Here is a 13,641-nt window from a genome sequence, read left to right as displayed (position 1 = left end):
CCGACTATCTGGTGGAGGACAACTTCGCCTGGATGAACCAGTTCTCCACCATCGGCTCCTTCCTGCTCGGCGCCTCAATGATTCCGTTCTTCTGGAACGTTTACATTACGTCACGGAGCTCCGAACGCGTTGAGGTGGATGACCCGTGGGGCTTCGGGGCCTCGCTGGAGTGGGCTACCTCCTGCCCGCCGCCGCGGCACAACTTCACCTCGCTGCCCCGGATCCGTTCGGAGCGTCCCGCCCTGGACCTGCACCACCCCGAGCTCTCGCAGGTACATACCGTTGACTCGCCTGCAGCCGCAGCAGCTGTGCTCGGTAACGCCGACCAGAAGGACACCGCCAAGTGAAAATCGAATCATGGATATTTGGAGCCGGAGTCTTCTTCTTCGTACCGATTTCGCTGGTCTACGGTTTCCTGACCAACTGGCATGAGTGGGTCGGAACCCTCGGAATCCTCCTGGTTGGTGGCCTCTCCGGGATGATCGGCGGCTACCTTGGCTTCACCGGCAAACGCATCGGGATGCGTCCTGAGGACCGCAACGATGCCGAGATCCACGAGGGCGCCGGCGAGCAGGGGCACTTCAGCCCCTGGAGTTGGTGGCCGCTGGTTCTGGGTCTCGCGTGTGCGGGCGGCTTCCTGGGCCTCGCCGTCGGTTGGTGGATCCTGTTCATCGCGGCCGGACTCGCAGTCGTAGCCCTTGTCGGTTGGGTCTTCGAGTACAGCCGTGGGGACCACGCCCACTAGAAGACGCTGGACTTCAGCAGATATTTGTAAGACCTACGACGTCGGGCCCCACCTTCTGGTGGGGTCCGACGTCGTCCTTGTTCGTTCGCTTTTGTCGCGGGAGTCAGATGCCCATGCCCACTGGGAGCGGCTACCTGGCTCCCTGTGACTCCAGAAGCTCAGCAAGCATACGGAGGGCCGCTTCTGCGTCATGGTGAGTGACAGAGCCACTGAGGGCACTTTCGGGAACTGAAAGTTCTACCTCGCAGCCGAACGGGAAATCGGCAGTCATCACTTCCAGCAGGGATCGGGCGTCGACACCCTGGATACCGGCCTTGCGGATGCTGACAGGAAATCCCGTTTCGGTCACTGCCTTAACGAACATCGCGGCGGGACGGGCATGCAAGCCGACTGACGCTGACACAACGGCCTTATGCACTGGCAAAGGGTCTCCCATTTCCTGACGGCCCCCAAACCGTCATCGCTGAATTTCCTGTCCAATATATCCCGGTGGATGGCCGCGCGACCAAACCGGTGAAGCCAGATGCTTCGGCGCTGGAAGTGGTCTAGTCCAGCGGTGTTGCGTGCCTTAAGCTTGGATAGTGAAAACTGAAGCAAGGGCTTTCCTCCGTGGCTGATGCCCGCGGCGTAGCCGGTGAGATAGACCGCGGCAGCGGGATTGCCATCTACATCCAGCTCAGGGAGATCCTCCGGGCCTACATCAGCGATTCCTGTCCGTCCGGATCCGCACTGCCCTCAGAACGTGACCTTGCACTGCGCTTTGGTCTGGCCCGGATGACCGTCCGGCAGGCCATCGATGCCCTTGTCGGCGAGGAAGTCCTCGAACGGGTTGTCGGCCTTGGCACGTTCGTACGCAAGCCCAAACTCGACCTTCAGGTAAAACTCACTTCGTATAGCGAGGAGATGCAACGCCGCGGCATGATCCCGGCCGCTAAAGTCCTGAGTTTTGAACAGATCGGCGCCAGTGCCTTCCTGGCCCGTGAACTGCAGGTCGAGGAGGGCACGCCACTGGTCCGTTTCCGTCGGCTGCTGCTGGCGGACGGAGAACCCATGAGCGTGGACGAGAACTTCATCCCGGCGCAGCGGGTTCCGGGGCTCCTCGACGGCGAGCCCCCTACATCGCTCTACAACGTGCTGAGTGAGCAGTTCGGCCTCGTGATGGAATGGGGGGAAGACATGATCGAAGCGACAGCCGCCTCTCCCTCTACGGCGCGCCTGCTTAACGTCGACGTCGGCGCCCCCTTGCTCAAAATCCAGAGGCACGCCTTTGTTGCGCGGGCAATGGTGGACTACTCAGTTTCGTACTACCGGGCCGACCGCTACAAACTCTGGGTACCGCTCCAGCGGCCAGGTGCGAGGCCTGCCCGCAACCAATCTCTGGGCTACCGAAACCACTAGTAACGGGAAAGGCCCGGTCCAAATGGACCGGGCCTTTCCCGTTACTGCTATGAGTGCTAGTGGCTGAGGCTCTTGCTTTCCTCGCCGGCCTCTACTGCTGGGGCGTGGTGGCCGTGTCCAGCTTCCAGCTCTGCAGGCGTGGCCGGTGCGACACGGTCCTCAAAGAACCACTTGGACAGGAACGCACGCTGCTTTTCCTTGCGCGTCACAATGCCGTGGTCGTTGGGGACCGCCGGCAGCGGTGAGGGGGATTCGAAGCCAACCAGCTTGTAGCGCTTGTACTCGTCCAGGGGCGCGTGCACCTCGATGAATTCGCCATGCGGAAGGCGGACGATGCGTCCCGTTTCCCGGCCGTGGAGCGCGATTTCGCGGTCCTTGCGCTGGAGGGCGAGGGCTACCCGCTTTGCAACGACAAACGCGATGACCGGGCCGATGAAGAACAAGGCGCGGAGCCAGTACGTCACATCGTTCAGGGACACGTGGAAGTGTGTGGCGATGAGGTCCGAACCAGCGGCTGCCCACATCACGCAGTACCAGACGAAGCCGGCGACGCCGATGGCCGTGCGGGTGGGGGCGTTCCTTGGACGGTCCAGGACGTGGTGTTCGCGGGTGTCCTTGGTGATCCAGCTTTCGATCCACGGGTACATAAACATCACCGTGAAGAGAATGCCGGCGGGCACCAGGGCGGGCAGCAGAACATTCAGAGTCAGGGTGTATCCGAAGATGACGTATTCGAAGTGGAAGTCGCCGATGACACCAGGCATAAGCCTCAGCGCGCCGTCAACAAACCCGATGTACCAGTCAGGCTGCGTACCGGCCGAAACGGGGGAGGGGTCGTAGGGGCCGTAGTTCCAGATCGGGTTGATGGTGAAGAAGGCCGCCATGAGGGCAATGACACCGAACACGATGAAGAAGAAGCCGCCCGCCTTGGCTGCGTACACGGGACCGAGCGGGTAGCCAACAACGTTGCCGTCGTTGCGGCCCGGGCCGGGGTACTGGGTGTGCTTGTGCACAACCACCATAAAGAGGTGCAGAACGATCATCAAGAGGATCAGCGCAGGGACGAGCAGGATGTGCAGCATGTAGAGGCGGCCGATCACAGCCGTTCCCGGGAATTCCCCGCCGAAGAGGAAGAAGGAAATGTAGGTTCCAACAACGGGGATGGCCTTGATAACACCGTCAATAATCCTCAGTCCGTTGCCGGAGAGCAGATCATCCGGGAGGGAGTAGCCGGTGAAGCCGGCTGCCATGGCGAGGATCAGCAGTACGCTGCCGACAACCCAGTTCATTTCACGCGGTTTGCGGAAAGCCCCCGTGAAGAAAACGCGCAGCATGTGCACGCCGATCGACGCGACAAAAAGCAGCGCGGCCCAGTGGTGGACCTGGCGCATAAACAGGCCACCACGAACGTCGAAGGAAATATCCAGTGAGGAACTGTACGCCACGGACATTTCGACATTTTTCAGCGGCAGGTATGAACCGTCGTAGCGGGTCTCCGCCATGGACGGATCAAAGAAGAAGGTGAGGAAGGTGCCCGAAAGCAACAGGATAACGAAGGAATAGAGGGCGACTTCACCGAACATGAATGACCAGTGATCTGGGAACACCTTGCGTCCAAATTCACGCAGCATTCCTGATCCGCCCACGCGCGCGTCAACAAAATCAGTGATGCGTCCGGCTTTAGTCTTGGCGACGAAGGCGGGGGCTTCAGCTCTTGATGCTGCGCTCATGCTCATCACGCTCCCAGTAACTCGGTCCTACAGGTTCATTGAAGTCGCTGGTTGCGACCAGGTAGCCCTCGGCATCCACTGCAATAGGCAGCTGCGGGAGGGGCCGGCTGGCCGGGCCAAAGATCACTTTGCACTCGTTCGTGAGGTCAAAGGTGGACTGGTGGCACGGGCACAGCAGGTGGTGCGTCTGCTGCTCGTACAGAGCAACGGGGCAACCGACGTGGGTGCAGATCTTGGAATAAGCAACGATTCCGTTGTAGCTCCAGTCTTCGCGGCCCTCGGAGGGGTTCAGCGAAGCGGGGTCCAGGCGCATCAGCAGGACTACTGCCTTGGCTTTTTCGTTGAGTTTGCCTTCGTGCAGTTCGTTAAGGCCCTCAGGAATCACGTGGAAGGCCGAACCGATGGTTACGTCAGAGGCCTTGATAGGCGTGCCGTCGGGGTCGCGGGTGAGGCGCTTGAGCTTGCCCTCCTGCGGTGCCCACATCGTGTGGGACAGCGCCCGGTCGGGGCGGGGGCCGAGGTCACCGAAAACCGCAATTGCGGGAAGCGGTGCCAGGGCCATAGCGCCGAGCAAGGTGTTGCGGATGAGGGGGCGGCGCTTGATGCCGGTCTCTTCCACGATGTCATCCACGATCCGGACTGCCGCCAGACGGTCCTCTTCGGTGCGGATGGGATGGCGCTCCTCGGAGACTTCATGGTCCGGCATCAGGGCTTTGGCCCAGTGCACAATACCGGTGCCGATGCCGAGCATCGCAAACGCGGTGCCGACGCCCAACAGGGCGTTCTGCAGCCGGATGGTGGCGATGCTTGTGCCCTCGCCCAAGTCGATGGCGAAGTACGCCACCAGGAAGATCAGGGTGCCGACAACTGAAGCGCCGAATAGCACGGCGACCTGCCGTTCTGCACGCTTTGCGGCCTTCGGGTCCGTGTCGGCCAGGCGCAAACGGTGCGGGGGAATTCCAGGATCCTGGAACTTCTCCACCTCATTCTGACCAGCCGTAGCTACGGTGCCCGAGTGGTTCGGACTGCCGTCACTATGGTTGCCCATAATTCGCCTCATCCTTCTCTCGTCCCGGCGTCTGCCGGGTTAGTTTTCAATTTCAAACTGCTGACTGGGCAGCAGAAGTTCTTAATTTTCCCGTATCGCCTAAGACGTCCGGGAAGTAAGCCAGATGGTGAACGCGATGATGACACCAAGGCCTGCAACCCATACGAAGAGTCCTTCAGCCACCGGGCCCAGGGCGCCGAGGTCAGCGCCCCCGGGAGAGCCGTTGGCTTCGATCTGCTTCAGAAACGTGACAATGTCGCGTTTGCCCTCGGGGGTGACGTTTGCGTCATTGAAGACGGGCATGTTCTGCGGTCCGCTGACCATCGCTTCGTAGATGTGTTTGCCGGACACATCGGCAAGGGCGGGAGCGAATTTGCCGCGGGTAAGTGCCCCGCCGGCGGCCGCTGCATTATGGCACATTGCGCAGTTCACACGGAAGAGCTCGCCACCCTTGGCGGCGTCACCCTGCTCATCAAGCAGGTGCTCTTCAGGAATTGCCGGGCCGGCTCCCAGGGAAGCTACGTAGGCTGAAAGCTGGTGAGTCTGGTCATCGTTGAACTGGGCCGGCTTTTTGTAAGCCTGCGGACCGTTCATCTGCATCGGCATCCGGCCGGTACCGACCTGGAAGTCAACCGCCGCAGCACCGACACCGACCAGCGACGGGCCATCCTGGCTGCCGCTCGCGCCCATGCCGTGGCAGGTGGCGCAGTTCGCAGCGAAGAGCTTTTCGCCCTCGGCAGTGTCATTGGCACTGAAACTGGTGGTGGATGCCTTGGCCTGGTTGACGGTAGTGGCAACGGCGTACAGCCCACCAGTGATGAGCAGTCCCATCAGTAGCAGCGCGATTACTGCGAGTGGGTGACGCCGCTTTTGCGAGAGAGCCTTCACGTGGTGGTTCCTTTATTCGATCGTGCGCCGGCTCCGTGAGCCGCTTCTTGAAATTCTGCCTCTTGTAGAAAAGGAATCAAAGCTTGACTACTTCAGCACGTAGATGACCAGGAAGAGGCCGATCCAGACAACGTCCACAAAGTGCCAATAGTAGGACGTGACGATCGCGGAGGTTGCTTCGAAGTGGCCGAACTTCTTTGCTGCGAACGAGCGTCCGATGATGAAGAGGAAGGCTATGAGGCCGCCGATGACGTGCAGGCCGTGGAAGCCGGTGGTCATGTAGAACGCTGAGCCGTACGCGTTGGATGAGAGCGAAACGTGTTCTGAAACAAGCATCGCGTATTCAGTTGCCTGGCCGGCGACGAAGAACGCACCCATAATGAAGGTCAGCGTGAACCATTCGTTCATACCCCAGCGGGAGAACTGGAACGGACTGCCTGACTTGCGGGGCTGCAGCCGTTCGGCGGCGAAGACGCCCATCTGGCAAGTAAAGGAACTGGCCACGAGGACGATCGTGTTGACGAGCGCAAAGGGGAAGTTGAGCTTTGCTGTCTCTTCCGCCCACATCTGTCCGCTCGTGGAGCGCAGCGTGAAGTACATGGCGAAGAGACCGGCGAAGAACATCAACTCACTGGACAGCCAGACTACGGTTCCGACAGAAACCATATTGGGGCGGTTCAGCGTGGGGTGCGCCGGGGTACTGGGGGCATGGGTCGCAGATGTCACATAGACATTATGTCTATAAAAGTCCGTAGTTCCCAACGCAAACCGCCTTTTCAAGGGACTTTTTCTACAAAGACGCGAAATCACTGCGAAAAGTTCCAGGCGGCCTTCACATTGGTCAGGTCCGAGGTGGCTCGATAGCATCAGATGGTGACTTCTCAGGCAACCGCGCCGGCGGACAGCAACACTTGGCCACGGCTCATATCGGCTCTCATCAACGGTGCTGACCTTACAGCGGGCAATACCGCTTGGGCGATGGACAGAATCATGTCAGGGGAGGCGACCCCTTCGCAGATTGCCGGATTCCTGGTTGCCCTCAGTGCCAAGGGTGAAACCGTGGACGAAATCTCGGGCCTGGTGGACGCAATGCTGCGCCATGCAACACCCATCGACATCCCCGGCGAGAAGCTGGACATCGTTGGTACCGGCGGTGACCAGCTGAACACCGTCAACATTTCCACCATGTCCGCCCTCGTCGCTGCTGGCGCTGGAGCGAAAGTGGTCAAGCACGGCAACCGTGCAGCGTCTTCGTCCTCCGGATCGGCCGATGTACTCGAAGCACTGGGGGTCAGGCTCGACCTCCCGGTGGCTCAGGTGGCCCGCAACGCGGGTGAGGCTGGAATCACTTTCTGTTTCGCCCAGGTGTTCCACCCGTCTTTCCGTCACACAGCCGTGCCCCGCCGGGAGCTCGCCATCCCGACCGCTTTTAATTTCCTGGGACCGCTGACCAACCCTGCGCGGGTGCAGGCGTCAGCCGTGGGCGTGGCGAATGCCCGGATGGCTCCGCTGGTTGCGGGCGTCCTGGCGAAGCGGGGCAGCCGCGGCCTGGTTTTCCGTGGCAATGACGGGCTGGACGAGCTGACGACAACGGGTCCCTCCACCGTTTGGGAAATCCGTGCGGGCGCGGTCGCCGAACTGAATTTTGAACCGGCCGGGCTGGGCATCCGTCCCGCAACTGTGGCGGAACTCCGTGGCGGGGACGCTCAGGCGAACGCCGCCGTCGTACGAGATGTCCTTGCCGGCAAACCCGGTGCAGCACGGGATGCTGTGCTGCTCAACGCAGCCGCTGGACTGGTGGCCTTCAATGAATCGTCCGAGGGCCCGTTTCTGGAGCGTATGCGTTCGGCGCTTGCCCGGGCCGCGGAATCGATTGATACCGGTGCTGCGGCCGCGGTCCTCGATAGGTGGGTTGCACTGACGCAGCCTTGACCCGTTTACAAAAGGCGCGGGCCGGCTGTGATGGGCGGGTCCGCTTCATTTTGGGGAAGTGCTCCTACTGTTCGAAGCCGAGCGCGAATGCTGCGTCGAGATCGTGCTGGGAGTAGGCACGGAACGCAATGTGCGTGGTGGTGTGAACCACCGCGGGTACTTTTGAGAGCTTGTCGGCAATGACGTCAGCCAGATCCTCGTGCCGGGCGACGCGGGCAACGGCGATAAGGTCCCATTCGCCGGTGACGGAATAGACCTCGCTGATGCCTGGGATCGCGGAAATTTCCTCGGCGGTTTCCGGGATGCGGGCGGCGTCGGTCTTGATCAGAACGAATGCGGTGATCACTGTTCAATCCTTCCGGATCTGTTGGCCGTAGCTGTGCCCGGCAAGACTCTATGGTGATGCCAGCCTATTACATGGGCGGTGTCCATCAGGTGCGGCCCGGACGCAGGGCCGGCAGCGGTGTCACGACTTTCGAAGCCTGCGCGCCAGTGCAAGAAGCGCCCGGTAACCCACAAGGAAAAGCCCCAGGCTCAAGAGCGCAACAACCACGAAGGCCAGTACTACGCTTTGTCCTGTCAGCGCCCTCAGGATCATGCCGCCGGCTACGGCGCCAAGCCAAACCATGACGCCGGTTGCCATGGACAGCGGACGCCGCCAGGCCCGCCCCGCAAACCAGGCGATGGCGGCTCCAGCCAGGAACGGCCATGCCGTGAGGAAAACTCCTGTGACGATGTCGCCGCGCTGGTGGGCATCCCTGCCGATCGCCGCGAATACCAAAATCAGGAAGGCATCCGCCAGGGCGGCGGCAATAATGGCCTCCCGAGGAGCTCGAATGGACTGTTTGGTCTCAGATTTCATGGCTTCGAGCCTAACCCGGCGAGGGCGGCAGCCCGGTCCTGATGCTTGGCGTGCGGCTCTTGCTGGAGCGCGGCGCGCCGTCGTCGGTCCTCTATCTGGCGGTGGAGGACGTCCGGGTGATCATCAGCATCCTGCAGGGCAGGGGAGTGGGGGTAATTGCGCTGCTTGATGTGATCTTTCACCATGGCGACGCTGCCCTGGGACCGGCAGGAACCGATGAATGGATGGCCTTCATCCGCGACTCGGAAGGGAACACAGTGGGTCTGGTCAGCCGGCATCCTCCGGCCGTTGTGCGGGGGAGCGCCCCGGGCTAGGCGCTAGCCGGACGGGAGTAACATGCAAAAGATTTCCACGTGCCTGTGGTTCGAAAAACAGGCCGAGGCTGCCGGGTTCTATATGTCCGTCTTCGGCGATTCCAGGATTCTGGACGTCTCGCGGTTCGTCGAGGGTGGCCTTAGGCTAGGCGCTGTCCTGAACCCGGCGTACCTATGCGCTAATCCCTGTAACGGCGCGGACTTAGTCGCTCAAGCTCTCGAAACCTGGCAGCGCATATCACCGGGCCCTGATCTGCAAATTCTGCAATCGGATCCCATTTACTTGACATAATGTAGATTATCGGCGCTTAAAGTACGGGAGTAGAAGTAGCTGTGTGAACGCGACAAATCCGGCGTTTTCGCAGATCAATCGAACTTTGTTGGATTTGAGTGTTCCATAAGTCAGCGCCGGAGCCCGTTTTTGTGTCCGAAACACCGTGCGGCGGCACAAAAACCGGTCCCGGCAGGCCCAGCCATTGTCTAATCCCGCGTGCTCGCCAAGAATGAACCAATGACGGTCTACCTGCGTTCACTTGAAACTGCTGTTCCGCCGACTGTGCTGGTCCAGGCCGAAGCCCGTGAAGTTTTCGCGGCCCAGCCGGGCCTGACCAGGTTGGGTTCGCGGCTGGTGAACACCTGTTTTGATTCAGCCGCCATCGACACCCGCCATACCGCGGTCGATGAAATGACCATGGCTTTCCGCGCGGACGATCCGCAGTTCTTTGATCCCGCCACGGGCCTGCTCCTGAACCCCACCACCAAGGTGCGCAACGAGATCTTCGCCCGGGAGGTCACTAAACTCTTCATCGAGTCCGCCCGAGCTGCCGTGGACGCATGCCCGGACATGTCCTTACTTGACATAACCCACGTCGTAACCGTTTCCTGCACAGGATTCTTCAACCCCGGTCCTGACTATAAGATCGTCCGCGCGTTGGGGCTGGACCCGGCCGTCCAGCGTTATCACCTCGGATTCATGGGCTGCTACGCAGCTTTTCCGGCGCTGCGGGCCGCCAAGTCCTTCTGCGAAGCAGATCCGGAGGCCGTTGTCCTGGTGGTCTGTGCCGAGCTGTGCTCCCTGCACGTCCGGACGTCTAACGATCCTGACACCATCATGGGTTCGGCGCTTTTCGCCGACGGGGCGGCGGCAGCCATCATTACGGCCCGGAATAATCCGGATGCTCCTGCACTGATGCAACTGGACCACTTCGAAACCGTCCTCACGCCTGTGGGCGAAGAATCCATGGCATGGAACATCGGTGACCATGGCTTTGAGATGGTGCTGGGCAACTACGTACCCCACATCATCGACGACCACATCATCGGCGCGCTTACACCGCTGCTGACCCGGGATCCCTCGCTGTGTGGACTCCCCTACCGGGACATCAGCCATTGGGCCATCCATCCCGGCGGCCGGAGCATCCTGGACAAGGTCCAGACGCGCCTCGACCTCACGGACCAGCAACTCGTTCCGGCACGGGATACGCTGCGGGACTACGGCAACATGAGCAGCGCCACCGTGCTGTTTGTCCTCCGGCACATCCTGGAACAGCCACAAGTGGAGAGTGAGGAACGCATCTGCTCCATGGCATTCGGCCCCGGACTCACGGTGGAGACCGGGCTCTTCACGAAACTCCGCCAGGCAGCTACCGGGAAGCGGGCGGTGCAGCCAGAGGCGGCCTCGTCACTGGCCTGACCTGTGTCCCTGATGCGGCAAAGGGCTGCGGACGCAGTGGAAATGATGGACCTGCCGGACTGCGACCCCACCAAACTCGAGCGCACGTACCGGCAATTCGAAGTGGTAAACCGGCTCTTCTCCGGCTGGCGGCAGCTGTACTGCCGCGAGCTTCGCCCTCTGCTCTCCCACGACTCTGAAACCACGCTCCTCGACATAGGATGCGGCGGCGGCGACCTGGCACGGCAGCTCGCACTCTGGTCCGCCCGGGACAAACTGATGCTCGAGGTCACCGGCATTGACCCGGACGCCAGGGCATACAGCTACTCGTCACGCCGCCCCCACCACGTCTCAGTCCGGTTCCGCCAGGCGGACAGTGCCGACCTGGTCCGCGAAGGCCGCCGGTTCGACGTCGTCATCTCGAACCACGTCATCCACCACCTCCAACCAGCGGACCTGGCTCAGCTTCTGGCAGATTCGCAAGCCCTGGCGCGCCGGATTTCCGTGCACAACGACCTCCGCCGGAACATTGCAGCCTACGCACTTTTCTCCCTGGCGGCCCTCCCCTTCCGCGGCTCGTTCATCCGTGCGGACGGCCTGACCTCAATCAGGCGCAGCTACACCCCGGCAGAACTCACCGCCGCCGCTCCCCCGGGCTGGCAGGTGGAGCGCCACTACCCTTTCCATCAGGTCCTCCTGCACGGTCCAAACCATCCCGATGGCTGACGTGGTGATCGTCGGCGGCGGACCCGTGGGTCTGTATCTCGCCGCCCTGCTGCTTCAGGAAGGCGTCGCGGTGAGGGTCCTTGAACAGCGGCTTCACCGGGAATCCCACTCCCGGGCCATCGGCATCCATCCCCCCGCACTCGCGGCACTGGACAGGGCAGCGGTGGCCAGCGCCATGGTTGATGCCGGCGTGCAGATCCGCGGCGGTATTGCGGTCAGCGGAGGAAAGACCGTGGGGTCAATGTCCTTCGCATCCGTCTCGGAGCGCTTCCCGTTTGTCCTGTCCCTCCCCCAGGTCACAACGGAATACCTGCTGGAGCGGCGGGTAGACGAACTGGACAGCACCGCCTTGGTCAGGGGTGCCAGGGTGACGGAAATAGCGGACGACGGCGGCCTGGTAACCGTGCACGCTGAGGCCACCAAGGCGGGCGGTGCCGACGTCCGGATCACCTCACGCCTTGTGGTCGCCGCCGACGGCTCACGGTCCCGGATGCGCGGCCTGCTGGGCATCCGGGCCACGTCCCGAAGTTATCCCGACCACTACGTGATGGGTGACTATGCAGATTCCGGCGCAAATCTGAACGAAGCCGTCCTGTACCTCGAAGGCGAAGGGATAGTGGAATCTTTTCCCCTGCCGGGCGGTCTGCGTCGCTGGGTCGTCAGGATTCCCTGGCCCGCACCGTTCCCGGACGCGGTTAAACTGGCGCGGATGGTCCACCAGCGTACGGGAATTCGGCCGGACCCGGCCACCAACAGCATGCTCAGCAGCTTCAGCCCCCGGTCCACGGTGGCGTGCAGGTCAGTCGCGGGCCGGGCTGTTCTGATCGGTGATGCGGCCCATGAACTAAGCCCCATCGGCGGCCAAGGCATGAACCTTGGCTGGCTGGACGCGGCGGAACTGGCGCCGATCATCTGTGCTTCCCTGGCGGGGAAGCCGGTGGGCCAGCGCCTGCGCGCCTATTCCACCCGGCGTCGGAAGGCTGCCTTAGTGGCTCGGTGGCAGGCCGAGGTGAATATGACGCTGGGGCGACCGCTGGCGCCGCCGTTCCTGGCGTTGAGGAACGCCGCACTCAGCGCCGTGTCGGGGATGCCGCCAGTCAACAGGCTGGTGGCCCGCCGTTTCACCATGCAGTGAGCCCGCACCGGAAGAGGCCGCCGGGCAGTGCCTGCCGGTTCAGGAGTTCACGAAGTAGCAGTCGTAACTGTCCTGGCTGATGATCAGGCCGTCCCGGACTTCAAAGACCGACGACGTTCGGGCCCGAATGGTCTCCCCGGCATCCCAGTACCGCAGGTCCATCAGCGTCCTCGCCGACCAGTCTGCCTCCACCACCACGCGACCGCCTTCGCAGGTGGTGCGGCGGATTTCAAACTTCTGGTCCGCCACTACTTCGACGCTTTGGTCGAGGCCGGCCATCGCCTGGTCCCGCGTCCGGGTGGAGCCTTCAGCCGCGAGCAAATGCGGCGCCTCGACCAGCACGAAGTCCGAAGCGAGGAAGAGCCCTATGGCCCCGCCATCACCGCCGGCTTCCAGGACCCGGATAAATTCCAGGACAACATCCAGTGCGTTGGTTTGGGGCGCAATCGGTTCAGCCATGGCATCGACATTAGCCGACTCCGCCGACGCCGTGCGGCGTCCGCCGCTAGGCTTTCCGCATGACAGCCGTACCACCGTCCACTTCATTCACTCCTGCGCACCTGAGGGAACGGGTGCAGGAAATCCTGTCCGCGGGATCGCTGCCACCCATCGTCCAGGCCGGGAATCCCGTACTCCGCCAGCGGGCTGCGGCCTTCGACGGCCAGATCAGCGGGAAGGAGTTAGACCAGTTGATAGCCCTCATGCGTGAAGTGATGCACGATGCCCCTGGCGTGGGCCTGGCCGCCCCGCAACTCGGAATCCCGCTGCAGCTGGCAGTTCTTGAGGACCAGTACGACGTCGACCCGGACGCCGCTGTACTGCGGCACCGTAGCCCGTTGGAGTTCCTCACCATCATCAACCCGCGCTTTACGGCTGTAGGAACGGAGAGATCCGCGTTCTTCGAGGGGTGCCTCTCACTGAGCGGCCTGCAGGCGGTGGTGGTCAGGCCTGAACGGGTGTTACTTCGATTCGACAGCCCTGCCGGCTTGGCGTCGGAACGGGAATTTGAGGGGTGGCAGGCGCGGATTGTGCAGCACGAAACCGATCACCTTCATGGCACCTTGTACGTTGACCGGGCCGAGTTGAGGTCCTTGAGTTCCAACGCCGAGTACGCCGCCAACTGGGCCGAACCGGGGATCGGAAAGGCTCGTGCGGCCTTGGGATTCCTGCCAGGGAATCCCTGAAGCGCCC

17 protein-coding genes and 1 pseudogene are annotated in these 13,641 nt (G+C 62.1%); 10 read left to right on the top strand and 8 right to left on the bottom strand.

What is annotated here, in order from left to right:
• Window positions 1-347 (top strand): annotated as a pseudogene (locus QK290_RS14680) (cytochrome ubiquinol oxidase subunit I); the annotation flags it as partial.
• Window positions 344-745 carry a cytochrome c oxidase subunit 4 gene (locus QK290_RS14675; protein WP_282331370.1) on the top strand — a complete coding sequence of 134 codons (402 nt, stop codon included), beginning with the start codon at window positions 344-346 and terminating at the stop codon, window positions 743-745. The pseudogene QK290_RS14680 and the gene QK290_RS14675, both read left to right, overlap by 4 nt.
• Window positions 746-875: 130 nt before the next feature.
• Here the strand turns inward: QK290_RS14675 and QK290_RS14670 are convergent, their stop codons facing one another.
• On the bottom strand, window positions 876-1,169 hold the full coding sequence (locus QK290_RS14670) for an HPr family phosphocarrier protein (RefSeq protein WP_282331369.1): 294 nt from the start codon (window positions 1,167-1,169) through the stop codon (window positions 876-878).
• A 185-nt stretch (window positions 1,170-1,354) separates the two neighbouring features.
• Here QK290_RS14670 and QK290_RS14665 point away from each other — a divergent pair, with 185 nt between their 5' ends.
• The gene (locus QK290_RS14665) at window positions 1,355-2,143 is read left to right on the top strand and encodes a GntR family transcriptional regulator (protein WP_282331368.1); all 789 of its coding nucleotides are present in this window, start codon (window positions 1,355-1,357) and stop codon (window positions 2,141-2,143) included.
• 56 nt (window positions 2,144-2,199) lie between these two features.
• On the opposite strand, the gene QK290_RS14660 is transcribed toward QK290_RS14665, so the two are convergent.
• The 4 genes from QK290_RS14660 to QK290_RS14645 all read right to left on the bottom strand — a co-directional run bounded on the left by QK290_RS14660 (window position 2,200) and on the right by QK290_RS14645 (window position 6,535).
• The gene (locus QK290_RS14660; protein WP_282331367.1) at window positions 2,200-3,873 is read right to left on the bottom strand and encodes a cytochrome bc complex cytochrome b subunit; all 1,674 of its coding nucleotides are present in this window, start codon (window positions 3,871-3,873) and stop codon (window positions 2,200-2,202) included.
• The gene (locus QK290_RS14655) at window positions 3,851-4,921 is read right to left on the bottom strand and encodes a Rieske 2Fe-2S domain-containing protein (protein WP_282331366.1); all 1,071 of its coding nucleotides are present in this window, start codon (window positions 4,919-4,921) and stop codon (window positions 3,851-3,853) included. Before QK290_RS14655 ends, QK290_RS14660 begins: the two co-directional genes overlap by 23 nt.
• A gap of 99 nt (window positions 4,922-5,020) precedes the next feature.
• Window positions 5,021-5,809, bottom strand: coding sequence for a cytochrome c (locus QK290_RS14650; RefSeq protein ID WP_282331365.1), 789 nt, complete (start codon window positions 5,807-5,809; stop codon window positions 5,021-5,023).
• Between the two features lie 87 nt (window positions 5,810-5,896).
• Window positions 5,897-6,535 carry a heme-copper oxidase subunit III gene (locus QK290_RS14645; protein WP_282331364.1) on the bottom strand — a complete coding sequence of 213 codons (639 nt, stop codon included), beginning with the start codon at window positions 6,533-6,535 and terminating at the stop codon, window positions 5,897-5,899.
• 147 nt (window positions 6,536-6,682) lie between these two features.
• Between QK290_RS14645 and trpD the strand changes: the two genes are divergently transcribed.
• Window positions 6,683-7,741: an anthranilate phosphoribosyltransferase gene (gene trpD, locus QK290_RS14640; RefSeq protein WP_282331363.1), complete on the top strand. Its 1,059-nt coding sequence runs from the start codon at window positions 6,683-6,685 to the stop codon at window positions 7,739-7,741.
• A gap of 64 nt (window positions 7,742-7,805) precedes the next feature.
• Here trpD and QK290_RS14635 read toward each other — a convergent pair whose 3' ends face one another.
• Together QK290_RS14635 and QK290_RS14630 are read right to left on the bottom strand one after the other, a co-directional pair.
• Window positions 7,806-8,087 (bottom strand): Lrp/AsnC ligand binding domain-containing protein, encoded by a 282-nt coding sequence (locus QK290_RS14635; protein ID WP_056340053.1) that lies wholly within the window; start codon window positions 8,085-8,087, stop codon window positions 7,806-7,808.
• Window positions 8,088-8,207: 120 nt separating this feature from the next.
• Window positions 8,208-8,603: a DUF3054 domain-containing protein gene (locus QK290_RS14630; protein ID WP_282331362.1), complete on the bottom strand. Its 396-nt coding sequence runs from the start codon at window positions 8,601-8,603 to the stop codon at window positions 8,208-8,210.
• Between the two features lie 50 nt (window positions 8,604-8,653).
• On the opposite strand from QK290_RS14630, the gene QK290_RS14625 reads away from it, so the two are divergent.
• The 5 genes from QK290_RS14625 (at window position 8,654) to QK290_RS14605 (ending at window position 12,450) form a co-directional block, all read left to right on the top strand.
• Window positions 8,654-8,917, top strand: coding sequence for a hypothetical protein (locus QK290_RS14625; RefSeq protein WP_348994473.1), 264 nt, complete (start codon window positions 8,654-8,656; stop codon window positions 8,915-8,917).
• 22 nt (window positions 8,918-8,939) lie between these two features.
• Window positions 8,940-9,209, top strand: coding sequence for a VOC family protein (locus QK290_RS14620; protein ID WP_282331361.1), 270 nt, complete (start codon window positions 8,940-8,942; stop codon window positions 9,207-9,209).
• A 219-nt stretch (window positions 9,210-9,428) separates the two neighbouring features.
• Window positions 9,429-10,610, top strand: a complete 1,182-nt coding sequence (locus tag QK290_RS14615) for a type III polyketide synthase (RefSeq protein ID WP_282331360.1) — start codon at window positions 9,429-9,431, stop codon at window positions 10,608-10,610.
• 12 nt (window positions 10,611-10,622) lie between these two features.
• Complete coding sequence (locus QK290_RS14610; protein ID WP_282331359.1) at window positions 10,623-11,315, top strand: class I SAM-dependent methyltransferase; 693 nt, start codon at window positions 10,623-10,625, stop codon at window positions 11,313-11,315.
• A complete protein-coding gene (locus QK290_RS14605) occupies window positions 11,308-12,450 on the top strand; it encodes an NAD(P)/FAD-dependent oxidoreductase (protein WP_282331358.1) in 1,143 nt (380 codons plus the stop codon). The genes QK290_RS14610 and QK290_RS14605 overlap by 8 nt, the downstream gene beginning before the upstream one ends.
• A gap of 39 nt (window positions 12,451-12,489) precedes the next feature.
• Here the strand turns inward: QK290_RS14605 and QK290_RS14600 are convergent, their stop codons facing one another.
• Window positions 12,490-12,909, bottom strand: coding sequence for a nuclear transport factor 2 family protein (locus QK290_RS14600; protein ID WP_282331357.1), 420 nt, complete (start codon window positions 12,907-12,909; stop codon window positions 12,490-12,492).
• A gap of 59 nt (window positions 12,910-12,968) precedes the next feature.
• Here QK290_RS14600 and QK290_RS14595 point away from each other — a divergent pair, with 59 nt between their 5' ends.
• Window positions 12,969-13,634 carry a peptide deformylase gene (locus tag QK290_RS14595; RefSeq protein ID WP_282331356.1) on the top strand — a complete coding sequence of 222 codons (666 nt, stop codon included), beginning with the start codon at window positions 12,969-12,971 and terminating at the stop codon, window positions 13,632-13,634.
• Window positions 13,635-13,641 lie beyond the last annotated feature (7 nt).

The organism is Pseudarthrobacter sp. AL07, from assembly GCF_029960665.1.
GTDB lineage: Bacteria > Actinomycetota > Actinomycetes > Actinomycetales > Micrococcaceae > Arthrobacter.
The sequence above is the reverse complement of the archived record's forward strand: the minus strand, read 5'-3'. Positions and strand labels throughout refer to the sequence as shown.